We start from the raw sequence: 23979 nt of genomic DNA, 5'->3' as shown, positions 1-23979 counted from the left end.
AATATGCGGGAGCTCTGCGTCCCCCGTCAGTCATGTTCGACAGCCTAAGAGTCGCGTCGCTGTCACTCAATGACCGTAACTGACAACTTATTGATCCAAATGCGCAGCGCCCCTTGGCAAGCCTCGGCATGCGCCCTACCCTAGGCCCACACTCTGTACCCGGTTTTTGTTGGTTTTCATGCGCAAACTTTTGTACCTGACTTTTTCCATGGCCCTCGTGGCGGTCCTCACTTCCTACGCCATGTGGGCGGCAGACCGGCCGGCCGGCCATTATCTCTCGGACTTGCGCATCAAACTGACGGTCGACCAAGGCACGCCCGGTGATCGCGGCAATCTGCTGGGCATCCAGCCAGAACTGTTCCCCACCGACTATCAAAGCCCCGCACGGCTGCATCGCAAACTCGCTGCTTATCTCCAGCAAGCGCAGGATCAGGGACTGCTCAGCGAAAAAACCGTGGTGGTGCTGCCGGAACACATCGGCACCTGGTTGATGATCAGCGGCGAGAAAGACGAGCTGTATCAGGCGCCGACCCTCGCCGAAGCGATGAACTGGCTGGCGGCGAGCAATCCGTTGGAATTTGCCCGCGCCTGGCTGCGCGCCAAGGGCGAAAACCGTCTGGATGACGCGCACCTGCGCATGAAAGCCAAGAGCATGGCCAAGGACTATCAGGCGCTGTTCGGGGGGCTGGCCAAAGAGTTTCACGTCACCCTTGTGGCCGGTTCAATCGTCTTGCCCGAACCGAGCGTGATCGACGGCAAGCTCAAGCCCGGCAGCGGCGCACTGTTCAACAGCAGCGTGGTGTTTGGCAGCGACGGCGCACCGCTCGGCCAACCGCAGCGGCAGATGCACCCGATCTTCGATCAGCGCGAAGTGCTCGCAGCCAGCGACGAGCACAGCCTCAACGTGGTCAACACCCCGGCCGGGCGCCTCGGCGTGCTGATCGGCAGCGACAGCTGGTATCCGGACAACTACCGCAAACTCGACGCGCAAGGTGCGCAATTGATTGCGGTGCCAGCGATCATCGTCGGGCATGGTGCGTGGGACAAACCGTGGCGCGGCTACAAAGGTTCGAGTACGCCGAGTTCGGTCAGCCTCAAACCCGGCGAAGTCAGTGAAGGTCAGGCTTGGCATCGCTTGACCCTGACCGCGCAACCGCCGAGCAATCAGGCGATGGGGGGCGTCAGCGTGTTCATGCGCGGGCAGTTCTGGGACAAGCCGAGTTCGGGCCAAAGTTTTCTCAGCAGCAACGGCCAGCAGTTCGCCGACGGCGAGGCGCGTGGCGCGCGCTTGCTCAACCTCTGGTTGTAAATCGTGAAACCATTGCCGATGCGCCTCGGGGATCTGTCGGTGGGCTTTGTGCATAGCCTTGCCGATGCGGTGCGCAGCCATGGCGCTGATCCGCAGCCGTTACTTGAGCAATACGGCCTGGACGCGGCGCGGCTGGCTGAGGCTGGCGCGCGCTTGTCGATCCCACGTTATATGCGCCTGGGTCACGGCGCGATTCAGCTGACCGGAGATCCGGCGCTGGGTTTGCGCATGGGTCAGCTCAGTCGCCTGAGTCAGGCCGGACTGGCCGGCGTTACCGCCTCTCAAGCACCAACAGTGCGTGAAGCCGCGCGCTGTCTGATCCGCTTTGAAGCGCTGTATGGTTCCAATTATCGTGGTCAGTCGAGTTTCCACGAAGACGCCTCGGGCGCGTGGCTGCGCTTCTATTCGATCAGCCCGTATAACGCCTACAACCGCTTCGTGGTGGATTCGATCATCGCTGGCTGGCTGCATCAACTGTCGAGCATCAGTCCCGCGCCATTGCGCGCGGAGCGGATCGAGATCGAGTTTGATGCGCCGGATTATCGCGACGCCTACAGCGCGCTCGGTAACTGCCCGATGCAGTTCGGCGCCGAACGCAATCAACTGCGCCTGGATTTGGCGAGTCTTGCGCAGCGCAACCCGGAGCATTGCCCGAGCACCTGGAAGCATCTGTTGGCGTTGTGTGAGCGCGAACTGGAACAACTGACGCGCACTCGCAGCCTGCGCGAACGCATCACGCAATTGCTCGGGCCGTTGCTCAATGGTGGCCGGGAACCCGACCTCGAAGAAGTGGCTGCACGCCTTAAGCTGCCAACCTGGACACTGCGGCGCAAACTGACCGAGGAAGGCACGCAGTTTCGCGCGATCCTCAATGACACTCGGCGTGATCTGGCGATGACCTACATTCGCGACACTGAACTGGCGTTCGGTGAAATCGCCTACCTGCTCGGTTTTGCCTCAGCCGAGGCGTTTCAGCGCGCCTTCAAGCGCTGGAGCAGCCAGACACCGGGCGAATTTCGCCGCAGTCATCGCAAGACGGCTTGAGAATTTACAGCTCGGTCGCGTCTTCTGCCGGTTCCGGCGAATCCAGCTCGTAAGCCTGATACTCGAGCAGTTCTTCTTGATAGTCATCCATCGTGTAATCCCCCCTACCCGTTCGCTTTGAAATGGCCTGAATCAAATGACCCGCGCCTCGAGCATAAAGTGCCCGTGTGAAGGAAAAATGAAATCTCGCCTTCATCAAATAAACGTAGCAGGTGGTCAGGAATTTATCGCGAGGGATTTGCAGAATGTGTGAGCTGAGGTTTCAGCTCACACATTCGCCTGAAGCGATCAGTAACTGGCAGGCATCGCCGGGATCGGCTCGGACGGTGGCGGCAGATCGGAGGGATTGGCTGGCGGGGTAATGGTTTCTGCGGCTGGTGCAGGCTCTGCGGCCGGCTCAGGAGTGATCGGCGCGGCCTCGGCAGGTGGTGCGACCGGTTGCGAGACTGGAACAGCTTCAACTGGCGCTGGTACAGGTTCGGCCGCCGGAGTCGGCGCGGGAGCTGCTGCCGGAGCTGCTGCTGGCGCTGGTACTAAAGCTGCCGGAGCAGCCTTGGCTTCAGGCACACCCAGGTCGGTCTTGGGTTTCTCTTCGATGTGCGCAGCCTTCTTCGTTTCAGCCGGCAGGAACAACTCGACCAAGGTAAAGAAGCGCTCGTAGAACTTCTGTGAAGACACAGTTTCACTGGCGACCTTGACCATCGAGTCGTCCGAAGAGCCGATCGGCATCGATACCGATCCGAGCACACCAACGCCAACGCTCGCGGAATTATTGGTCTTCTTCAGCGCGTAACGATCCTGCAAGGCATTCGCGAACATCGTGGCATGGTGGCCGGCGCTGCCGTCATCGGCACACACGATGTTGAAGCTGATTTCCAGGTGCGTCTCACCGGTCTGCTGGAAGCTCTTGTGACCACTGACCTGCTTCGGGTCGTTGCTGGTGATGATGTAACCCTGACTGAGCAAGGCACGGCGTGCCGCTTCGCACGTCACGGCGTCGGTCACCGGGTATGTGCGCGAGAAAGTGCCGGAGTCGTCAAAGTTCTCATGCTCGTACATTGGCTTGTCTTTGGTGCAGCCGGCAGCGGCGGTCAGCACCAGCGCCAACCCGATGAAACGCACGGGAATAGAATTCAACATTAAACATCCTGAGGGAAAACGGTCCGGGGCGTATTGTGCAACAGATCGTAGCTGCGCGGAGCATGGATTAGTGTCTTAAAACAGTTACAGCTGTACCGACCGTGAATATGCAGAAAAGATCGCACAGTTCGATGGCTGGTATAGGCCCGCCTGCAGCAATCACCAGACACAAAAAAGCCCCGGATTTGCATCCGGGGCTTCATTTTGCAGCTCAGTCAACCATCAGAAACGCTTGATGTCGGCTTCGCTTTCCAGCTGTTTGCGATACGCCGCGAAGTCCTGCTGACCCACACGCGACGCGAGGAAGCGACGATATTGCGCTTTCTCTTCGTCAGTCGGCGCAGCGGCTTCGTTCACAGCGTTGAGACGCACGATGGTCAGGCTGCCGTCCGGCAACGTTACGCTGCTGAACGACGGCTTGTCCTGGCCAGCCGGCTTAGGCATGCGGAACAGCGCTTGCAGCACGGCCGGGTCAACGCCTTCCTGAGCGCGAGTGGCCGCTGCAGTGACTTTCCAGCTTTGACCGTCAATAGCCTTGTCGAGCGGAGTCTTGCCGTCACGCAGACCGGCGATCAGTTGATCGGCCTTGGTCTTGGCAGCAGCGCTGGCGTGCTCTTTAGCCAGTTGGGTGCGAATGGCGGTTGCCACGCTCTCCAGCGGCAGTTGAGCAGGCTTCAGGTGCTCCTTGGCGCGCAATACAATCACGGTTTCCGGGTCCAGTTCGATGGCGGTGCTGTTTGCGCCTTCATCGAGAACTTCGGTACTGAACGCAGCAGTCACTACGGCACGGTTGGCCGCAATGCCTTCGCCGCCTTCACGACCAAACGGCTTGGTGGTGTGCACGGTCAGCTTCAGATCCTGCGCTGGCTGGGCCAGATCGGATGCCTCGAACGAAGAGTCTTCCAGTTGCTTGGTCGCCTCGACGAAACGCTGCTCCACTTGCTGGGTTTTCAGCTCGCGGGTCAGTTTGTCTTTCAGGCTGGCCAGCGTCGGGACTTCCGGCGCTTCGACGCCCAGCAACTTGATCAGGTGAAAACCGAAGTCGGTGCGCACCGGCTCGGAAACCTGGTCTTTAGCCAGCGAGTACAGCGACTTTTCGAAAGCCGGATCGTAGACGCCAGGGCCTGCGAAACCAAGATCACCGCCATTGCTGGCCGAACCCGGATCCTGCGAGAACTCCTTGGCCAGCGCTTCGAACTTCTCGCCCTTGGCCAAGCGTGCCTGGATCTCTTCGATCTTGGTCTTGGCCTGAGCTTCGGTGGTCTTGTCGTTGACTTCGATCAGAATGTGCGCCGCACGACGCTGTTCCGACAGGTTGGCGATCTCTTTCTGGTACGCCGCTTGCAGGTCCTCGTCTTTCACGCTGACCTGATCGAAGAACGAAGCCTTTTTCAGCTCGAGGTAATCGATGATCACCTGATCCGGCGTCATGAATTCCTTGGCATGCTCGTCGTAGTAAGCCTTGACCTCATCGTCAGTCAGTTTGACTGCGGCAGGGTCAGCCTTGACGCTCAGGGTAGCGAAATCGCGCGTCTGTTTTTCCAGACGGGCAAATGCCAACACTTGAGCGTCGGTCACGAAGCCACTGCCGGCAACACCGGCGCGCAGCTGACCGATCAGCATTTCCTGAGCCAGCATCTGGCGGAATTGCATGCGGCTGTAACCCAGTTGACGGATCACCTGGTCGAAGCGCTCGGAGCTGAACTTGCCGTCAACCTGGAATTCAGGTGTCTGCAAAATCACTTGGTCGAGTGCAGCTTCGGAGAATGCGAATTTAGATTTTTCTGCGCCTTGCAGCAGCAGTTTGCGATCGATCAGGCCTTTGAGAGCCGAGTCGCGCAGCATTTTTTCGTCGAGCAAAGAAGCATCGAAGTCTTTGCCCAGCTGTTGCATCAGCTGACGGCGTTGCATATCAACGGCCTGGCTCAGCTCGTTCTGACTGATTTCTTCACCATTGACCTTGGCCGCATCCTGGCTGTTGGTAGTGGCCTGGAAAATCGCCTCGATACCGGTGAAAGCCATCAATACAACGATGATCCCGATGATGGTTTTGGCAATCCAGCCTTGTGAATTGTCCCTGATATTCTGCAGCATGCGTCCCCCAGAAACGGTTGAACTTCAAAATTAGGCAACCGTGGAGCGTGGGTAAAATCCGGATAGAAGAAAGGCGCATCCGAGGATGCGCCTTCTCGTAACTGGCGGAGCGGACAGGGCTCGAACCCTCGATCCCGGTGTGACAGGCAGCTATTTCAACCACCTGCTCTACCGCTCCGCTGCCAAGTCAGGCTTGACCCCGACCCGGATGGGTAAAAACTTGAAAGAGACTTAGTTGACGGCTTCTTTCAGGGCTTTACCGGCTTTGAAACCTGGTTTTTTAGCCGCTGCGATTTCCAGCGTCTTACCGGTCTGTGGGTTACGACCAACGCGAGCTGGACGATCAGTTACGGAGAAAGTACCGAAACCCACCAGAACAACGGAGTCGCCAGCCTTGAGAGCGCCAGTGACGGATTCGATTACAGCGTCCAGCGCACGGCCAGCAGCAGCTTTCGGGATATCAGCGGATGCAGCGATAGCATCAATCAGTTCCGACTTGTTCACTCTAAGTCCCCTTATATCTATTTGAGTTTGATTCTAAGTTTTTTGGTGAAAGCAAAAACCAGTGCTGAATGGCCTACAGACACTTAAGAGCCGCTTTATAACAAGGGCTCTAAAAAGCTGTCAAGGAAGCCCCTCAGGCAAATGCATACTAATGCGTGCTAATTCTTTCCTTAGAGTCAGACTCACGTTTTTCGTCCTTGGCAACTATCTCGGGAGCCACATCCGGCAAGGGCTCCGGCGCGTATTGCAGCGCAATTTGCAGGACCTCGTCAATCCATTTAACCGGTTTAATCTGCAGATCCTGCTTGATATTGTCAGGAATCTCCTTCAAATCGCGCACGTTCTCTTCCGGAATGATCACAGTCTTGATCCCGCCGCGGTGTGCCGCGAGCAGTTTTTCCTTCAGACCGCCAATCGCCAGCACCTGACCACGCAAGGTAATTTCACCGGTCATGGCGACATCGGCGCGCACCGGAATCCCGGTCAACGCCGAAACCAGCGCCGTGCACATGCCTACGCCAGCGCTCGGACCGTCTTTCGGCGTCGCGCCTTCCGGCATGTGGATGTGCGTGTCGCGCTTCTCATGGAAGTCCAGAGGAATGCCCAGGCTCTTCGCACGGCTGCGCACAACAGTCAGCGCCGCAGTGATCGATTCGACCATTACATCGCCCAGCGAACCGGTCTTGATCAGCTGACCTTTACCCGGCACAACCGCAGCTTCGATGGTCAGTAATTCGCCGCCAACCTGAGTCCAGGCCAGCCCGGTCACCTGACCGATCTGATCCTGCTGCTCGGCCAGACCGTAGCGGAATTTACGCACCCCGAGGAAATGCTCCAGCAGATCGGCTGTCACTTTTACCGAGAAGCGTTTTTCCAGCGCATGCTCTTTGACCGCCTTGCGGCAGACCTTGGCAATCTGCCGCTCGAGGCCGCGGACACCGGCTTCACGGGTGTAATAACGAATAATGTCGCGAATGGCTTCAGCGTCGAATTCCAGCTCGCCCTTCTTCAAGCCGTTGGCCTGAATCTGTTTTGGCGACAGGTATTTAACGGCGATGTTGATCTTTTCATCTTCGGTGTAGCCCGGCAGACGGATCACTTCCATCCGGTCGAGCAGCGCCGGAGGAATGTTCATCGAGTTCGAGGTGCACAGGAACATCACATCCGACAGGTCGTAATCGACCTCCAGATAGTGGTCGTTGAAGTTGTGGTTTTGCTCGGGATCGAGCACTTCCAGCAACGCCGACGCCGGGTCGCCACGCATGTCGCTGCCCATTTTGTCGATTTCATCGAGCAGGAACAGCGGGTTGCGCACACCCACCTTCGTCATCTTTTGAATCAATCTTCCTGGCATCGAACCGATGTAAGTCCGACGGTGACCACGGATTTCCGCTTCATCACGCACACCGCCAAGGGCCATGCGCACGAATTTGCGGTTGGTGGCATGGGCGATCGACTCGGCCAGCGAGGTTTTACCCACGCCCGGAGGACCGACCAGGCACAACACCGGGCCACGAATTTTCTTCACACGCTTTTGTACGGCGAGGTATTCAAGGATGCGCTCCTTGACCTCGTCGAGGCCGTAATGGTCGGCGTCGAGAATGTCCTCAGCGCGCGCCAGATCGAGACGCACTTTGCTCTGAGCCTTCCACGGCACCTGCACCAGCCAGTCGATGTACGAGCGCACCACGGTGGCCTCAGCGGACATCGGCGACATTTGCTTGAGCTTGTTCAGCTCGGCGGTGGCCTTGGCCAGAGCGTCTTTCGGCAGGCCCGCAGCGTCGATACGCTTTTTCAGGTCTTCGATTTCGTTGTGGCCTTCGTCGCTGTCGCCGAGTTCTTTCTGAATGGCCTTCATCTGCTCATTCAGGTAGTACTCGCGCTGACTGCGCTCCATTTGTTTTTTGACACGACCGCGAATGCGTTTTTCGACTTGCAGCAGGTCAATCTCGGCATCCAGCAACGCCAGAACGTGCTCGACCCGGGCCGACAAATCAATGATTTCGAGGATTTCCTGCTTCTGCTCGATCTTCAGCGCCATGTGCGCGGCCATGGTGTCGACCAGACGACCAGGCTCATCGATGCTGTTGAGCGAAGACAGGACTTCAGCCGGGACTTTCTTGCCCAACTGCACATATTGTTCGAATTGCGACAGCAGTGTGCGCACGAACACTTCGGATTCGCGCTCTGGGGCGTCGACTTCGTCGATCAGCGACACTTCGGCACGGCAATGGCCATCTACTTCGCCGAAGCGCTCCACGGCGCCCCGCTGCTCGCCTTCGACCAGAACCTTGACGGTGCCGTCCGGCAGCTTGAGCAATTGCAGAACAGTGGCGATGGTACCTACGCGATAGAGTGCATCTTCACCGGGATCATCGTCAGCCGGGTTTCTCTGGGCCAACAGCAAGATCTGCTTGTCGCCCGTCATCGCAGCTTCGAGGGCTTCGATGGATTTCTCGCGCCCCACGAACAGCGGGATAACCATGTGCGGATAAACCACGACATCACGCAATGGCAGGAGAGGCAATTCGATGGTGGTCTTCATGATTTCGCCTCTACGGCGGCCGTACGGCCGTAATCGGATGGAATTGAGCTTGAAACCAAGATGGGGGCTGCTTTGGAAAAAAACAAGCGCTATGAAGATGTTAAAACTTTCTTAAAAAAAAAGAGGCCCGAAGGCCCCTTCTTTACTCCAGCAGACTGAACGCTTAAGCGTCCGGCGCTGCCTTGGCAGTCGGCTCACTGTTTTCGTAGATATACAGTGGCTTGGACTTGCCTTCGATCACGCTTTCATCGATCACGACTTTGCTCACCTCGGACTGCGAGGGGATTTCATACATCGTATCGAGCAGCACACCTTCGAGAATCGAACGCAGACCACGGGCACCGGTTTTACGTTCCAGGGCACGTTTAGCGACGGATTTCAGTGCGTCGGCACGGAATTCCAGGTCGACGCCTTCCATCTCGAACAGCTTGGCATACTGTTTGGTCAGAGCATTTTTCGGCTCGGTGAGGATCTGCATCAACGCAGCCTCATCCAGCTCATCCAGTGTCGCCAGAACCGGCAGACGACCAACGAATTCCGGGATCAGACCGAACTTGACCAGATCGTCAGGCTCGACTTCACGCAGGGATTCACCGACCTTCTTGCCTTCTTCCTTGCTGCGAACTTCGGCGTTGAAACCGATGCCACCTTTGGTGGACCGATTCTGGATGACTTTCTCCAGACCGGAAAACGCACCACCGCAGATGAACAGGATATTACGGGTGTCGACCTGCAGGAATTCCTGCTGCGGATGCTTGCGGCCACCTTGCGGCGGAACGGAAGCGACCGTGCCTTCGATCAACTTGAGCAAGGCCTGCTGCACGCCTTCACCGGAAACGTCCCGGGTGATCGACGGGTTGTCGGACTTGCGTGAAATCTTGTCGATTTCATCGATGTAGACAATGCCCATCTGGGCTTTTTCTACGTCGTAGTCGCACTTCTGCAGCAGCTTCTGAATGATGTTCTCGACATCTTCACCCACGTAACCCGCCTCGGTGAGGGTGGTTGCGTCGGCGATGGTGAACGGAACGTTCAGCAAGCGCGCCAGAGTTTCGGCAAGCAGGGTTTTACCCGAGCCTGTCGGGCCGATCAGCAGGATGTTGCTCTTGCCGAGTTCGACGTCGTCATTCTTTTTGTCACGCTGGTTCAAGCGCTTGTAGTGGTTGTACACCGCTACGGCCAGAACCTTCTTCGCACGCTCCTGACCAATCACATACTGGTCAAGGATGCCGCTGATTTCTTTAGGCGAAGGCAATTTATGCGCGCTGCTCTCGGCCTGGGCTTCCTGCACCTCCTCGCGGATGATGTCATTGCACAGGTCGACGCACTCGTCGCAGATAAAGACCGAGGGGCCGGCAATCAATTTGCGCACTTCATGCTGGCTTTTGCCACAGAAGGAGCAATAGAGCAGCTTGCCGTTGTCCTCGCCGTTGCGGGTGTCAGTCATTCGTTCGATCCAAATCCGATAGGCTTGCAACACAAGATGAAGGCTATTGCGGGCTTTTTCAAGCCCGCAGGTGATCGGACAAGCCGACCAGCCCTATTTTGAGCTGCTTATTTTAAGCTGGACGCTGGGCGATCACTTCATCGATCAACCCATACGCACGCGCGGCTTCAGCACTCATGAAATTGTCGCGGTTGGTGTCGCGCTCGATTTCTTCGAGCGTGTGCCCGCTGTGCTTGGCCATCAGCGTGTTGAGGCGCTCACGAATGAACAGGATTTCCTTGGCATGGATTTCGATATCCGAAGCCTGGCCTTGGAAACCGCCCAATGGCTGGTGAATCATCACACGCGAGTTAGGCAGGCAGAAACGCTTGCCCGGCGCACCGGCAGTCAGCAGGAACGCGCCCATGCTGCACGCTTGACCAATGCAGGTAGTCGATACATTCGGCTTGATGAACTGCATGGTGTCGTAGATCGACATGCCCGCTGTCACCGAACCGCCTGGCGAGTTGATGTAGAGATGGATGTCCTTGTCCGGGTTTTCCGCTTCAAGGAACAGCAATTGCGCACAAATCAGGTTGGCCATGTAGTCCTCTACCGGACCAACCAGAAAGATCACTCGCTCCTTGAGAAGGCGCGAATAGATGTCATAGGCGCGTTCGCCACGAGCGGATTGCTCGACAACCATCGGGACCAGGCCGCCTGCGGCCTGGATATCAGAGTTCTGCTGAATATAAGAATTACGGAACATGCTCTGCAGTCGCTCCCAAATAGTTATGTCTTGAATACGCATAAGCCAGCTCGAGAGCTGGCTTATGGTGTGTTCTTCTAACGCAAAAACAATCAGTCGGCTGTTGGAGCTTCTACCGGCTTGACCGCTTCTTCGTAAGAGACCGATTTGTCGGTCACGCTAGCTTTCTGCAGAACAGTATCCACAACTTGTTCTTCAAGCACAACCGAACGGACTTCGTTCAGCTGCTGCTCGTTCTTGTAGTACCACGATACGACCTGCTCAGGCTCTTGGTAAGCCGAAGCCATTTCCTGAATCATTTCGCGAACGCGAGCGTCGTCAGGCTTGAGGTCGAATTGCTTGACCACTTCGGCCACGATCAGACCCAGTACTACACGACGCTTGGCTTGTTCTTCGAACAGCTCGGCCGGCAGTTGATCAGGCTTGATGTTGCCGCCGAACTGCTGAACAGCCTGCACGCGCAGACGGTCAACTTCGTTGGACAGCAGAGCTTTAGGCACTTCGATCGGGTTGGTGGCCAGCAGACCGTCCATTACCTGATTTTTTACTTTCGATTTGATGGCCTGACGCAGTTCACGCTCCATGTTCTTGCGAACTTCGGTGCGGAAGCCGTCGATGCCGCTTTCCTTGATGCCGAATTGCGCGAAGAACTCTTCGTTCAGCTCAGGCAGTTTTGGCTCGGAAACGGTGTTGACGGTAACGGTGAACTCGGCGGTTTTGCCAGCCAGGTCCAGGTTCTGATAGTCCTCTGGGAAGGTCAGGTTCAGAACGCGCTCTTCGCCAGCTTTAGCGCCAACCAGGCCTTCTTCGAAGCCCGGGATCATACGGCCGGAACCGATTACCAGCTGAGTGCCTTTGGCGGAACCACCAGCGAACACTTCGCCGTCAACCTTGCCGACGAAATCGATGTTCAGCTGGTCTTCGTTCTGGGCAGCGCGATCGGCCACTTCAAAACGGGTGTTCTGCTTGCGCAGGATGTCGAGCATCTTGTCCAGATCGGCGTCAGCCACGTCAGCGCTCAGGCGCTCAACGGTGATGGCGTCGAAGTCGGCAACTTTGAACTCTGGGAACACTTCGAATACAGCAACGTATTCCAGGTCTTTGCCTTCAACGATCGACTTAGGCTCGATCGACGGCGAACCAGCCGGGTTCAGTTTCTGCTCAACCACAGCTTCGTAGAAGGAGGACTGGATCACGTCGCCTACAGCTTCCTGACGCGCATCAGCACCGAAACGGCGCTTGATTTCGCTCATTGGCACTTTGCCTGGACGGAAGCCAGCGATCTTGGCCTTTTGTGCGGTCTGCTGCAGACGCTTGGTTACCTGGCTCTCAATTTTCTCCGCCGGCACGGTGACACTCATGCGGCGCTCAAGAGCAGTAGTATTTTCAACAGAAACTTGCATGGATATTCCTCGTTGCACAGACGTTAGCCGGCCGTTTCCGACCCCAGAATCAAGGGCATGCATTCTAGTGGGTCAAACTCAAGAAGTCACCCTACTGAAAACGGGTAAAAAAACAGCAGGCAATTTGAAGGCAGGGACAAACGGTTTGCGCCCTGCCCTGTTCGCAATACAGCTAATCTCGCCAAGGCTCTGCAGCGACCTCTTCTATATATAGAAGCGCCAACGCATCGCCCTTTCTGCAACCCGAAACCGGCGGTCGCCGAATTTCGAATCCGTAAAACAAAAAAGGCGCCAGACTGTTAAATCTGGCGCCTTTCGAAATATGGGGTGGACGATGGGGATCGAACCCACGACAACGGGAGTCACAATCCCGTGCTCTACCAACTGAGCTACGCCCACCATATTGCGTTACAAAGAAGACAGACAACTTCACTTCTTTGTTGAACCTCACCAGGCCTGCGGCTTGAATGAAGCTTTAATTGGTGCGGATGAAGAGACTCGAACTCTTACGTCTTGCGACGCTGGAACCTAAATCCAGTGTGTCTACCAATTCCACCACATCCGCAGATGAAGCTTTAAAACAAAAACGCCAGACCGTTAAATCTGGCGCTTTTCGAAATATGGGGTGGACGATGGGGATCGAACCCACGACAACGGGAGTCACAATCCCGTGCTCTACCAACTGAGCTACGCCCACCATATCGCGTTACTTGTGCCAATGCTGCCTAATGGCGCACCCGGCAGGACTCGAACCTGCGACCATCCGCTTAGAAGGCGGATGCTCTATCCAGCTGAGCTACGGGCGCCTTGTTAGCTGTACCCTTGGAGGACTACAAACTAAGTGCTTTCCAGTTTCGCAGAACGTTAATCCTGCTCGACCTTCTTAACCAGTGCTAGGCTGTGCCCGACAAGTGCGACGAATAGTATAGAGCGCTCCCAAGGTCGTCAAATCCTTTTTAAAAAAAATTCATTTAATTAAAGGGCTTAGGGGAATTTGCTGACCAAGCGCCTTTGCCCTCACCGCCTGACATGCGAGAATGCGTTCTCTTTTTTTCCCCTCTCGATGGTTAATCACGCGCAATGACTGCACAACTAATCGACGGCAAATCGATCGCCGCCAGCCTGCGTCAGCAGATCGCCAAACGAGTTGCCGAGCGTCGCCAGCAAGGTCTGCGCACTCCAGGCCTCGCGGTGATCCTGGTCGGCAGCGATCCTGCCTCTCAGGTTTATGTCTCGCACAAGCGTAAAGACTGCGAGGAAGTCGGCTTTATATCCCAGGCCTACGACCTGCCCGCCGAAACCACTCAAGACGCGCTGACCGATCTGATCGATCGCCTCAACGAAGACCCGGCAATCGACGGCGTTCTGCTGCAGCTGCCGCTGCCGGAACACCTGGACGCCTCGAAACTGCTCGAGCGCATCCGCCCGGACAAAGACGTCGATGGTTTCCATCCTTATAACGTCGGCCGTCTGGCCCAGCGCATCCCGCTGCTGCGCCCGTGCACCCCGAAAGGCATCATGGCGCTGCTGGAAAGCACTGGCGTCGATCTGTACGGAATGGACGCAGTCGTTGTCGGCGCTTCCAACATCGTCGGTCGCCCGATGGCCATGGAGTTGCTGCTGGCCGGTTGCACCGTGACCGTCACTCACCGTTTCACCAAGGATCTGGCGGGCCACGTCGGCCGTGCTGATCTGGTGGTGGTTGCCGCCGGCAAGCCGGGCCTGGTCAAGGGCGAGTGGATCAAGGAAGGCGCGATCGTGATCGACGTCGGCATCAACCGTCAGGACGACGGCAAACTGGTCGGTGACGTCGTCTACGAAACCGCCCTGCCCCGCGCCGGCTGGATCACTCCAGTACCTGGCGGCGTTGGCCCGATGACCCGCGCCTGCCTGCTGGAAAACACCCTCTATGCAGCGGAAACACTGCACAGCTGAGTCGTGTTTTTGACACCACAAGAACCCCGCCCCGTGCGGGGTTTTTGATGTCCTCGAAAAAACCTTTACCGTTCGCCGGAAACCTCTCTTTTTACAGGGCTTTTCACAAGTTTTTCATGCCTTTCGAACAACCATCGACAGTTCTTCGACCATACTTCTACAATGCGGCGCTTTGAGACATATACCGTTACAAATAACGGCATTTCCAACCTTTATGAGTTCGCCTGCGTGAATATTCGTCTTTCTCTCCTGAGCCTGGTTTTCGTCTTGTCAGGCACGCTCATCATGCCAGCGGCCAATGCCGCCGAAACCACCGCTGCGCCTCGTGATGCCAAGCAACTGAAAATCGCCTCGGGCAGCGCCCTGCTCATGGACCTGCAGACCAACAAAGTCATTTATTCCAGCAACCCGGACGTGATCGTGCCGATTGCCTCAGTGAGCAAATTGATGACCGGCCTGGTGGTTGCCGAAGCCCGGCAGAACATGGATGAATGGATCAACATCGATATCAGCAGTACCCCGGAAATGAAGGGTGTGTTCTCGCGGGTCAAACTGAAAAGTGAACTGCCGCGACGCGAGATGCTGCTGATCGCCCTGATGTCCTCGGAAAACCGCGCCGCTGCCAGCCTCGCCCATCACTATCCGGGTGGCTATGCAGCCTTCATCGCCGCGATGAACGCCAAGGCCAAGGCGCTGGGGATGACCCATACGCACTTTGTCGAACCGACCGGCCTGTCACCACGCAACGTCTCCACCGCCCGCGACCTGAGCAAGCTGTTGATGGCGGCGCAAAAGCAACCGCTGCTCGTTCAATTGACCAGCACCAAAGAAAAAACCGTGGCGTTTCGCAAGCCCAATTACACCTTGGGTTTTCGCAACACCAACCATCTGGTGAACAAGGACAACTGGGACATCAAGATCACCAAGACGGGCTTCACCAACCAGGCCGGACATTGCCTGGTACTGGTGACCAAAATGGGCAACCGCCCGGTGGCGCTGGTGATTCTCGATGCATTCGGCAAATACACACACTTCGCCGATGCCAGCCGCATCCGTAGCTGGGTGGAAACAGGCAAGAGCGCCACTGCGCCGGCCGTGGCGCTGCAGTACAAGTCCGACAAGAACCTCAAGAGTCGCCAAAGCGGTGTGATCGAAGCGTCCAAGTAAGAAGCTTCCAGATAAACTGCGGCAAAGGAAAAAGCCCCGAATTCGGGGCTTTTTTTCGACTCGACTTTAGTCGTTAGGCAGCGGCATCTTGTCGTCATCCGGAATGCCATCGCCCGCGCTCGGATCACGCGGATGCTCGGTGGTTACCACTGCCGGGCGCGCCATCGGATCGCGCATCGGACTGTCCGGATCGAGCACTGGATCGACGTCGGACTCCGGCGTGGTCGGCACGCTGTCAGGTTTTTTATCATCAAAGCTTGAATCGGTACTCATACGCACCTCACATCAAGGTTTCAGGTTACCCAAAGGGTCGTAGGGCTTGGCCGGACGCTTGTCGTCGTCACCTGCCTCAACGTCCTTCGGCGCCTTGGCCGGGCCGATGGGATCGACTTGCGGATCGTCGACATCCGGCGAGTCCGGATCGAATCCGAGATCATTTCCGGAGGAGTGCTCCGATGAGTGCGGGCCGCTGGGGGATTGGGAATTTGCCATGTTCGCCTCCTGGGACATGGCCCGGAAATGCCGGGCGCTTCCTTATAGGAGACTCGCCACACAGCGGGGTGCCCGGCAAACGACGAACGGGGTTCAGTGCGCCGCCAGCGCTTTGCGTGCCTGCGCCGCTTCACGCTCCTGGCCAGCCTGCGCCAGGTCATCAGCCGCTTTCAGCCAACGCTGCTGATCGACTGCCGCCGGAATCTGCGAGGGCTTCTGGATCAGCACCGCCCACTCCAGCGCTGACTCGAAACTGCTGAAATTCATCAACGTACGCCGGTTCATCCCGGCCCGCAGCAGCACGGTCTGCTTGTTGCGATCGTAGCCGGACAAGATCGCGTAGCGCGGTTCAGCCCAGAACGCCGAGCCTTCCTTGAAACGCACCATCACCGGATATCCCGCCGCCACCTGAGTCAGCAACGCCGGCAGCGTGCCGTCCAGCGGGTAGACGACCATGCCGTATTCGCGGGCAAGGCTCTGCAAGTTCTGCTGCAACTTATCTTCCGCGCCCGGCAAGTGCAGCGGTTTTTCCAGCATTCCGGGGGTAATCGATATGCCCTGTTGCGCCAACAAGCTCGCCAGTACCTGCGGCCCGCTCTGATTGGCCTGGCCGCGATAAAACGTGCCACTGAGCTCGACCCGTTCCGGCAGACGCTGTACCTCGGGCGTCACGCTGCCGGCACAACCAGCCAATGCCACCACGCACCCCGCCACCAACGTTGCCGCACGAATTCGAGAAAATAGCTGCACCATCGTCGCTCTCTGTTCAGGCGCCGGTCATCGTGTTCCGGCTTGGGCCACGATCATAGGACGGCTCAAGCCTGCGGTATAGCCCGAAACACCAGACGCATCGATTACATAGAGCAAAGTGATTGGTCGCCCGCGACCTTTGGTCAATAGCCTGAAACACAGCAACGACTAGACTGTCGTTATTAAAGACTGAATGAAGAACAAGCGTGCGCCCGATGCAGGGCGAAGAGGAGGCACAGATGAGCCTGACCATGACCATCGTAATGCTGATCGCCGGCTGGCTGGCCGTAGCCGCTGCCATGTTGTGGGGGGTGCTGCGGATTTCCCGGCGCCACCATCATCCTGTGCAATCTGCACCAGCCGGGAAAATCGACAAACACCACGCGCGCCCTGTCACTGCGCACTGATTTCCTGCAAAAACCCGCATAAACAAAAAAGGCCGCCTGAACTCTTGCGAGTTCAGGCGGCCTTGTGGTCTTCAGCGATTACGCTTGAGCAGTCAGCTTCTTCTGCCGGGCGCGCCGCGAGAGCATGTTCAGCACTTCAATCGCTGCCGAGAACGCCATGGCCGCATACACATAACCTTTCGGGACGTGGGCGCCGAAGCCTTCGGCGATCAGCGTCATGCCGATCATGATCAAGAAGCCCAGAGCCAGCATCACCACCGTCGGGTTGTCGTTGATGAACTTGGCCAGCGGATCAGCCGCCAACAGCATCACCAGTACCGACACGACTACCGCGATGATCATGATCGGCAAATGCTCGGTCATGCCGACAGCGGTAATAATGCTGTCGATCGAGAACACCAGGTCGAGCAACAGGATCTGACCAATCGCCGCGGCGAAACCCAAGGTCACGGTCGAAGTAGCCGACTTCGGATCTTCCGGCGCCGGGTCCATGCTGTGATGGATCTCGGTGGTGGCTTTCCACAACAGGAACAGGCCGCCGGCAATCAGAATCATGTCCTTCCACGAGAACGCGTGGCCGAGGATTTCCAGCACTGGCGCGGTCAACTGCACGATAAACGCGATGGTACTGAGCAACGCCAGTCGCAGGATCAGCGCCATGCCGATACCAATGCGCCGCGCTTTCTGCCGGTGCTGCTCGGGCAGCTTGTTGGTCAGGATCGAGATAAAGATCAGGTTATCGATGCCGAGCACGATCTCCATCACCACCAGTGTGGCCAAAGCTACCCAAGCAGTGGGGCTGCTGGCGAGTTCAATCAGATATTCCATGGGTCAGTCCTGACTCTCTGTTTAAGACGGTTTAGATTTCCTGGGAGGACGATTCGGATTTCTCCGCATCTTCTTCCGATTGTTCTTTTTTGCTGATCAGGCCGCCAGTAGCGTCGCTGAGCGCCGATTCTGCAGCTTTATGCGTGTCGTCGATGGCTTGCTTGGCTGCGTCAGCCGCTTGCCCCATGAGTTGCTGGGCACTCTTTTCAGCCTGATCGCAACCGGCCAGGACCAGTAAAGACGTAAACAGCAAAGCAGTCATTTTGAGTTTCATCATGCATCCCTTTGATAGACCAGACGGGCCATCCAAACCGGCCGTTGATGGGTGGGCATTCTAGGGAGATGAACAGTTCAGGAAAATTCGTATTTTTAGCGGCTATACTTCGGTTTATACGAACTGTACTCGCGGACTGAACGCCATGCTCAATTACCGACAACTGCATTACTTCTGGGTGGTAGCCAAGACTGGCAGCATCGTGCGCGCCTGCGAACAGCTGAACCTGACGCCGCAAACCATCAGCGGGCAGATTTCCCTGCTCGAACAAACTTATGGAATCGAGTTGTTTCAGCGCGTTGGCCGGCAACTTGAGCTGACCGAGGCCGGGCGCCAGGCCCTGCCCCTTGCCGAGCAGATGTTTCAAATCGGCGGCGATCTGGAACTGATGCTGCGCGCGCAGCCCAACGAGCAGCAGATTCTGTTCCGGGTAGGCGTGGCAGACGTGGTCCCGAAATCCATCGTCTACCGCCTGATCGCGCCGACCATGGAGCTCAGCGAACCGCTGCGCATTACTTGCCGCGAGGACAAACTCGAACGCTTGCTGGCGGATCTGGCGATCCAGCGCCTCGACCTGGTGATCTCCGACAGCCCGATGCCCTCGCATTTGGACATCAAGGGCTACAGCCAGAAACTCGGCGAGTGCGGCATCAGTTTTTTCGCCACGGCCGATCTGGCGGCGCGCTACGGCCAGGATTTCCCACGCAGCCTGCACGGCGCCCCGTTACTGATTCCCGGCGCGGAATCGGTGGTGCGCAGCCGCTTGCAGCGCTGGTTCGCCGAGCTGCAGATTCAGCCAAGAATTGTCGGGGAGTTCGATGACAGCGCCCTGATGCAGGCGTTTGGTCAGTCCGGCAGCGGGATTTTCATCGGCCCGAGCGTGATTGCCGATGAGGTGCAGCGCCAGTACAACGTGGAGGTAATCGGCCAGACCGATGCAGTGAGCGAGTCGTTCTATGCGATCTCGGTGGAGCGCAAGGTCAAGCACCCCGGCATCGTTGCGATTACCGAAGGTGCCCGACGCGAACTGTTTACTGCTGTTTAAGCCGCCGCGCAGACATCACGCGGCTTGAGTGCCATCAACACCATGGCGAGGAAGATCGACAACAGAATGAATCCGGACGCAGCAAAACCGAGGAAGCCCAGACCCGCGCTGTCGATCACTCGGCCGCCGATCATGGCGCCCAGACCAATCCCGAGGTTGGCCCCGGCAATGTTCAACGACGCGGCAAACGCCGGCGCTTCAGGTGCAGCTTTCATTAAACGCACATGGCTGACCAGAAACAGCGCTGCCTGAGTCACGCCCCAGATAGCCATCGCCGCCGCGAGCCCCAGCGACGAATGAATGTTCGGCACCAACGCGACCATTCCCGGAATCATGAACGCACAGAACATCACTGAGGCCATCAGCGGGTGACGATCCACCGCGCGCCCGCCCAGTGAGTTACCGATCAAGCCCACGGCGCCGAAGCCCATCAGGCACCAGCCGACGACGGTGCCATCGAAACCGGCCAGCCGCTCAAGGATGTCCGCCAAATACGTGTAAGCGGTAAACATGCCGCTGAACACCAGGATCGACAGCACGACATGGCCGATCATCAGCGGGCTGCGCAGGATTTTGAACTGCGAGCGGAAGCTGACCTGATGTTGATGCAGACTGGTTTGCGGCAGATAAACAAACAGCAATAACGCTTTGGCAAACGCGATCACCGCCAGAATGCCGAAGGCACTGCGCCAGCCGAACGCATCGGAAATCAGCGTGCCCACCGGGATCCCGAACACCGTCGCGCAGACGATGCCGAAGCCGATCTTGGCAATTGCGCGGCCGGCGAAGTCCGGGCCGGAGATGTCCACCGCTGTCTCACTGGCCAGGGCCCAGAACACGGGCAAGCCCAGCGCCGGAATCAAGCGGGCAACCGCCATCACCCAGATATTCGGTGCCAGCGCCGCCACCGTGTTGGCCAGACCAAACATGATCAGGATGCTGATAAACAGTTTGCGCCGTTCGAAGCGGGCGAAATATGCGGTCAAAAATGGACCGAACAAGGCCACGGTGAAAGCGAATAGAGTCACCAGCAATCCGGCTTGCGGGATGGTGACTTCCAGATCTCGGGCTATCGCCGGCAGCAAGCCGACGATGACGAATTCCGTGGTCAGCACCGTAAACCCGGCGGCGGACAACAGAAGGATGGGCAACAGCATGAGGAACTCCAGCAAAACGACGACACCAGCGCTGACCCGAAGGGTGCGCTGGCAGAACTTGAAAATGAGGATGGCGAATCTTAACAGAGTGTTTCCAGGCTGACTTGCACAAACCTGTCTATGTTGTAGATCAATCAAGTGGCAGATCGTCACATGCCTGAAGGATCGGGATGACGCTGTGATAAAGTCCGCGCCCTGCAAAACGTACACCTTTCGGGGCTGATCCGTGGCCCGCCCTGATTTCACCGCCCGGATCACGCACCTCGCACCCTATAAAAAATCAGAGACGCCGTTATGACCGCTGCATCCCCTTCTTTATTGCTACGCCTGAAAAACCTCAGCCTGGTCGCGCAGATCCTGATCGGCCTGATTGCCGGTATTGCTCTGGCGCTGTTGGCCCCGGAAGCGGCCAAAGCCACTGCGTTTATCGGCAAGGTATTCGTTTCGGCACTCAAGGCCGTGGCGCCGATTCTGGTGTTCGTGCTGGTGATGGCTTCGATTGCCAACCACAAGCACGGTCAGGAAACCCATATTCGGCCAATTCTGTTCCTGTACCTGCTGGGGACTTTTGGTGCTGCGGTGGTCGCCGTGGTAGCCAGCACGATGTTCCCGTCGCATCTGGTGCTCTCCACTGACAATGTTGCGGTGACCGCACCCGGCGGCATCGGTGAAGTATTGCAAAGCCTGTTACTGAGCGTGGTGGATAACCCGGTGACTGCGCTGATGAACGCCAATTTCATTGGCATTCTGGCCTGGGCGATCGGCATGGGCGTGGCGATCCGGCATGCCGGCGACACCACCCGCGAGGTGGTCAGCGACCTGTCCAACGGCGTGACCCTGATCGTGCGCGTGGTGATCCGCTTCGCCCCGCTGGGTATTTTTGGTCTGGTGGCTTCGACCCTGGCCACCTCGGGTTTCGGCGCGCTGCTCGGTTACGCGCACCTGTTGGCGGTGCTGCTCGGCTGCATGCTGTTCGTGGCGCTGGTGATGAACCCGCTGATCGTGTTCTGGAAGCTGCGTCGCAACCCGTATCCGCTGACCCTCAAGTGCCTGCGCGAAAGCGGTATCACCGCGTTTTTCACCCGCAGCTCGGCGGCGAACATTCCGGTCAATCTGGAATTGAGCAAACGCCTGGGTCTGCATGAAGACACTTATTCGGTGTCGATTCCGCTCGGCGCGACCATCAACATGGCCGGTGCGTCGATCACCATTACCGTGCTGACGCTGGCGGCTGTGCATACGCTGGGGATCGCGGTGGATATTCCGACGGCGATTCTGCTCAGCGTTGTGGCGGCGGTCTGCGCCTGCGGCGCTTCGGGTGTGGCCGGTGGTTCGCTGCTGCTGATTCCGTTGGCGTGCAGCTTGTTCGGCATTCCGAGCGAGATTGCGATGCAGGTGGTGGCGGTGGGTTTCATTATCGGCGTGTTGCAGGATTCTGCGGAGACGGCGTTGAATTCGTCGACCGATGTGCTGTTTACCGCGGCGGCTTGTATGGGTGAAGAAGAGAAAGCTCAGCGGATGGCGTAAACCGCATCCAGTAAAAAGCCCGCCAAGGCGCGAACCTTGGCGGGCTTTTTTGTGCCTTGGCGGCTTAGAACGCGCCCATGTAATCGCGCTTGCCCACTTCCACACCGTTATGACGCAGCAATGCGTATGTGGTGGTGACGTGGAAGAAGAACTGCGGCAGGCCGTAGCTCAGCAGGTAAGACTGGCCGGAGAAGCGTTTTTCTTTCGGCGTGCCCGGACGGGTAACAATCTCGATGCCTTCCTTGCCATCGATCTGCTCAGGTTTGATCTCGCCGATGTACCCCAGCACTTTGGTAATCAGCGCTTGCAGCTCGGCGAAGGTGGTTTCTGTGTCGTCGTATTTCGGAACTTCTATTTCAGCCAGACGCGACGAAACGCCTTTGGCGAAATCCACAGCGATCTGCACCTGACGCACCAGCGGGAACATGTCCGGGTACAGACGTGCCTGCAGGAAGGCGTTCGGGTCGATGTTTTTCGCGGTGGCGTGGGCTTCAGCCTTCTTCAGCACATCGCTGAGGGCGTTGAGCATTTGTTGAAAAACCGGGACGGATGCGGCGTACAGGGAAATGGTCATGGCAGTCTCACGTGGTGGCAGGGTCAATCGTGGGGCGATTATAGCCATGCCGCGAGACGCCTGCGGCTTGTCTTTTATCCTGCAAGGATTAGGCTAGGCGCCTTCGACTGCTGAGGGAACGCGCGATGACCACCGAACAACAAACCACCTTCGACGAACCACGGCTCAACGCCACGGAAATCCGCATTCTCGGTTCGTTGATCGAAAAGCAGGCCACCAGCCCGGAAAGCTATCCGCTGACCCTCAACGCGCTGCTGCTGGCGTGCAATCAGAAAACCAGCCGTGAACCGGTGATGAACCTGACGCAAGGCCAGGTCGGTCAAAGCCTGCGCGCGCTTGAAGGTCGTGGTTTTACCAAGCTGGTCATGGGCAGTCGCGCCGACCGCTGGGAGCACAAGGTCGACAAGGCTCTGGAACTGGTGCCGGCGCAGGTGATTCTGACCGGGCTGATGTTTCTGCGCGGTCCGCAGACCATCAACGAGCTGCTGACCCGCAGCGGGCGTATGCATGAGTTTGAGGACGCCGAGCAGGTGCTGCATCAGCTGGAGCGGTTGATTGCTCGTGGCTTGGCGGTGTTGATCCCGCGTCAGGCGGGGCAGCGGGAAGATCGCTATACCCATGCACTGGGCGATCCGGCGGATATCGAGGCAATCATGGCAGCGCGACAGAATCCTGCAGATCGCGGCGCGGCCAGCGGTGTTTCCGTGGAACGCATAGAAGAACTGGAGGCGCGGATCGCAGCGCTGGAAGAGCGCCTGTCGCGCCTGGAATGATCACCACTTGATCTGTGGGAGCGGGCTTGCCCGCGATAGCGTACTGTCAGTCAACATAGATGGCGGCAATGCCGGCCTCATCGCTGGCAAGCCAGCTCCCACAGGTACGTCGTCTATTACTCACCGTCCCAGTAATCCACCCCGTCCACCTGCCGCGCCACCGCTACAAAACCTGAAGCATTGCCCTCTGCGTCCACGCTGAAGTTATCCATCACCGCGTATTTGTTCGAATCCGGGTACTCGCAGATTTCCGGTTGCTGCTGGGTACTGACCGCCAGATATCGCAACTCAGCCTGACTGGTATTGATGATTTGATGCGCTTTCTCCGGACCACCCGGCGGGCAGGCAATCACGTCGCCAGCGCGGATCGGAAAACGCTCGGCACCCAGCCGAACCTCGCCCTCCCCGGCCACCACGTAAAACATTTCCTCATTGACCCGGTGACTGTGAAACGGGCTACCGCGCATCCCCGGCGGCAGCGCGTATAGGCGATAGCCAAGTTTCTGCGCGCCCAATTGCTGACCGACCCGGGCCAGACGCTGCTGATAACGCCCGGCGGTTTCGCCTTCGGGCGCCAGCGCTTCAGGCAGTGTTTCGAGTTCTACATCGTTCAGGTTGAGTATTGGCGGATGCATACAAACCTCGATCACATCATTGAGAGGGGGCAGTCGGTGCCTGTTTTTGAAATTGCGGCACGGCCATCGCTAGCAGGCTAGCTTGTATGCTTAGTACTTGAAGGGAGGAGAAGGGACTAGGCTGGCTTCTGACTGTTGACGCAGTACAGATCCGTGGGAGATTTCGCCCCTCCTCCTTTCA

The 23979-nt window shown here is 57.7% G+C and carries 23 protein-coding genes and 4 tRNA genes; 8 read left to right on the top strand and 19 right to left on the bottom strand.

All coding sequences use genetic code 11. The annotated features are described in order from the left end of the window. Positions 1-178: 178 nt before the first annotated feature. On the top strand, positions 179-1309 hold the full coding sequence (locus ACP7EE_RS16390) for a carbon-nitrogen hydrolase family protein (protein WP_426235259.1): 1131 nt from the start codon (positions 179-181) through the stop codon (positions 1307-1309). Positions 1310-1312: 3 nt separating this feature from the next. After that, positions 1313-2353 carry an AraC family transcriptional regulator gene (locus tag ACP7EE_RS16385; RefSeq protein WP_426235257.1) on the top strand — a complete coding sequence of 347 codons (1041 nt, stop codon included), beginning with the start codon at positions 1313-1315 and terminating at the stop codon, positions 2351-2353. Positions 2354-2641: 288 nt separating this feature from the next. On the opposite strand, the gene ACP7EE_RS16380 is transcribed toward ACP7EE_RS16385, so the two are convergent. From ACP7EE_RS16380 to ACP7EE_RS16330, 11 genes are all read right to left on the bottom strand, one after another. Next, positions 2642-3493, bottom strand: coding sequence for a DUF2242 domain-containing protein (locus tag ACP7EE_RS16380; protein WP_426235255.1), 852 nt, complete (start codon positions 3491-3493; stop codon positions 2642-2644). A gap of 222 nt (positions 3494-3715) precedes the next feature. Further along, positions 3716-5587 carry a SurA N-terminal domain-containing protein gene (locus ACP7EE_RS16375; protein ID WP_426235253.1) on the bottom strand — a complete coding sequence of 624 codons (1872 nt, stop codon included), beginning with the start codon at positions 5585-5587 and terminating at the stop codon, positions 3716-3718. A 231-nt stretch (positions 5588-5818) separates the two neighbouring features. After that, on the bottom strand, positions 5819-6091 hold the full coding sequence (locus tag ACP7EE_RS16370; protein WP_096822334.1) for an HU family DNA-binding protein: 273 nt from the start codon (positions 6089-6091) through the stop codon (positions 5819-5821). A gap of 148 nt (positions 6092-6239) precedes the next feature. Continuing rightward, on the bottom strand, positions 6240-8636 hold the full coding sequence (lon, locus tag ACP7EE_RS16365) for an endopeptidase La (RefSeq protein WP_426235251.1): 2397 nt from the start codon (positions 8634-8636) through the stop codon (positions 6240-6242). Between the two features lie 163 nt (positions 8637-8799). After that, a complete protein-coding gene (gene clpX, locus ACP7EE_RS16360) occupies positions 8800-10083 on the bottom strand; it encodes an ATP-dependent Clp protease ATP-binding subunit ClpX (RefSeq protein WP_007901798.1) in 1284 nt (427 codons plus the stop codon). A gap of 112 nt (positions 10084-10195) precedes the next feature. Further along, the gene (gene clpP / locus ACP7EE_RS16355; RefSeq protein ID WP_122839346.1) at positions 10196-10831 is read right to left on the bottom strand and encodes an ATP-dependent Clp endopeptidase proteolytic subunit ClpP; all 636 of its coding nucleotides are present in this window, start codon (positions 10829-10831) and stop codon (positions 10196-10198) included. A 92-nt stretch (positions 10832-10923) separates the two neighbouring features. Then, on the bottom strand, positions 10924-12234 hold the full coding sequence (tig, locus tag ACP7EE_RS16350; protein WP_426205462.1) for a trigger factor: 1311 nt from the start codon (positions 12232-12234) through the stop codon (positions 10924-10926). A 323-nt stretch (positions 12235-12557) separates the two neighbouring features. Then, positions 12558-12633: transfer RNA gene (locus ACP7EE_RS16345), tRNA-His, on the bottom strand. Between the two features lie 81 nt (positions 12634-12714). Next, positions 12715-12799: transfer RNA gene (locus ACP7EE_RS16340), tRNA-Leu, on the bottom strand. A 56-nt stretch (positions 12800-12855) separates the two neighbouring features. Continuing rightward, positions 12856-12931 (bottom strand) — tRNA-His (locus ACP7EE_RS16335). A 32-nt stretch (positions 12932-12963) separates the two neighbouring features. Next, positions 12964-13040: transfer RNA gene (locus ACP7EE_RS16330), tRNA-Arg, on the bottom strand. Between the two features lie 274 nt (positions 13041-13314). Between ACP7EE_RS16330 and folD the strand changes: the two genes are divergently transcribed. Continuing rightward, positions 13315-14169 carry a bifunctional methylenetetrahydrofolate dehydrogenase/methenyltetrahydrofolate cyclohydrolase FolD gene (gene folD, locus ACP7EE_RS16325; protein ID WP_426235249.1) on the top strand — a complete coding sequence of 285 codons (855 nt, stop codon included), beginning with the start codon at positions 13315-13317 and terminating at the stop codon, positions 14167-14169. Positions 14170-14397: 228 nt separating this feature from the next. After that, positions 14398-15336: a D-alanyl-D-alanine endopeptidase gene (pbpG, locus tag ACP7EE_RS16320; protein ID WP_426235247.1), complete on the top strand. Its 939-nt coding sequence runs from the start codon at positions 14398-14400 to the stop codon at positions 15334-15336. Between the two features lie 66 nt (positions 15337-15402). Here the strand turns inward: pbpG and ACP7EE_RS16315 are convergent, their stop codons facing one another. From ACP7EE_RS16315 to ACP7EE_RS16305, 3 genes are all read right to left on the bottom strand, one after another. Further along, positions 15403-15609, bottom strand: coding sequence for a hypothetical protein (locus ACP7EE_RS16315; RefSeq protein WP_420650145.1), 207 nt, complete (start codon positions 15607-15609; stop codon positions 15403-15405). 12 nt (positions 15610-15621) lie between these two features. Continuing rightward, a complete protein-coding gene (locus tag ACP7EE_RS16310) occupies positions 15622-15828 on the bottom strand; it encodes a DUF6021 family protein (RefSeq protein ID WP_426235245.1) in 207 nt (68 codons plus the stop codon). A 93-nt stretch (positions 15829-15921) separates the two neighbouring features. After that, the gene (locus ACP7EE_RS16305; RefSeq protein WP_426235243.1) at positions 15922-16581 is read right to left on the bottom strand and encodes a peptidase C39 family protein; all 660 of its coding nucleotides are present in this window, start codon (positions 16579-16581) and stop codon (positions 15922-15924) included. 236 nt (positions 16582-16817) lie between these two features. Here ACP7EE_RS16305 and ACP7EE_RS16300 point away from each other — a divergent pair, with 236 nt between their 5' ends. After that, positions 16818-16985 carry a hypothetical protein gene (locus tag ACP7EE_RS16300; RefSeq protein ID WP_426205466.1) on the top strand — a complete coding sequence of 56 codons (168 nt, stop codon included), beginning with the start codon at positions 16818-16820 and terminating at the stop codon, positions 16983-16985. 78 nt (positions 16986-17063) lie between these two features. Here the strand turns inward: ACP7EE_RS16300 and ACP7EE_RS16295 are convergent, their stop codons facing one another. Together ACP7EE_RS16295 and ACP7EE_RS16290 are read right to left on the bottom strand one after the other, a co-directional pair. Further along, positions 17064-17813, bottom strand: coding sequence for a TerC family protein (locus ACP7EE_RS16295; RefSeq protein ID WP_426235241.1), 750 nt, complete (start codon positions 17811-17813; stop codon positions 17064-17066). 31 nt (positions 17814-17844) lie between these two features. Then, complete coding sequence (locus ACP7EE_RS16290) at positions 17845-18087, bottom strand: hypothetical protein (RefSeq protein WP_420650150.1); 243 nt, start codon at positions 18085-18087, stop codon at positions 17845-17847. Between the two features lie 145 nt (positions 18088-18232). Here ACP7EE_RS16290 and nhaR point away from each other — a divergent pair, with 145 nt between their 5' ends. Further along, positions 18233-19132 (top strand): transcriptional activator NhaR, encoded by a 900-nt coding sequence (nhaR, locus tag ACP7EE_RS16285; RefSeq protein ID WP_426235239.1) that lies wholly within the window; start codon positions 18233-18235, stop codon positions 19130-19132. Here the strand turns inward: nhaR and ACP7EE_RS16280 are convergent. Then, on the bottom strand, positions 19129-20289 hold the full coding sequence (locus ACP7EE_RS16280; RefSeq protein ID WP_426235237.1) for an MFS transporter: 1161 nt from the start codon (positions 20287-20289) through the stop codon (positions 19129-19131). The genes nhaR and ACP7EE_RS16280 overlap by 4 nt on opposite strands. 294 nt (positions 20290-20583) lie before the next feature. Here ACP7EE_RS16280 and sstT point away from each other — a divergent pair, with 294 nt between their 5' ends. Then, on the top strand, positions 20584-21816 hold the full coding sequence (gene sstT, locus ACP7EE_RS16275; RefSeq protein ID WP_420650153.1) for a serine/threonine transporter SstT: 1233 nt from the start codon (positions 20584-20586) through the stop codon (positions 21814-21816). A 64-nt stretch (positions 21817-21880) separates the two neighbouring features. Here sstT and ACP7EE_RS16270 read toward each other — a convergent pair whose 3' ends face one another. Next, positions 21881-22390, bottom strand: a complete 510-nt coding sequence (locus tag ACP7EE_RS16270) for a DUF1993 domain-containing protein (protein WP_426235235.1) — start codon at positions 22388-22390, stop codon at positions 21881-21883. 125 nt (positions 22391-22515) lie between these two features. On the opposite strand from ACP7EE_RS16270, the gene ACP7EE_RS16265 reads away from it, so the two are divergent. Then, a complete protein-coding gene (locus tag ACP7EE_RS16265; RefSeq protein WP_420650155.1) occupies positions 22516-23163 on the top strand; it encodes a YceH family protein in 648 nt (215 codons plus the stop codon). Positions 23164-23279: 116 nt separating this feature from the next. Here ACP7EE_RS16265 and ACP7EE_RS16260 read toward each other — a convergent pair whose 3' ends face one another. Next, positions 23280-23798, bottom strand: coding sequence for a cupin domain-containing protein (locus tag ACP7EE_RS16260; protein ID WP_426235233.1), 519 nt, complete (start codon positions 23796-23798; stop codon positions 23280-23282). Between the last annotated feature and the right edge of the window lie 181 nt (positions 23799-23979).

The sequence above is a fragment of the Pseudomonas sp. TWP3-2 genome (assembly GCF_049897765.1).
Classification (GTDB): domain Bacteria; phylum Pseudomonadota; class Gammaproteobacteria; order Pseudomonadales; family Pseudomonadaceae; genus Aquipseudomonas.
The sequence above is the reverse complement of the archived record's forward strand: the minus strand, read 5'-3'. Positions and strand labels throughout refer to the sequence as shown.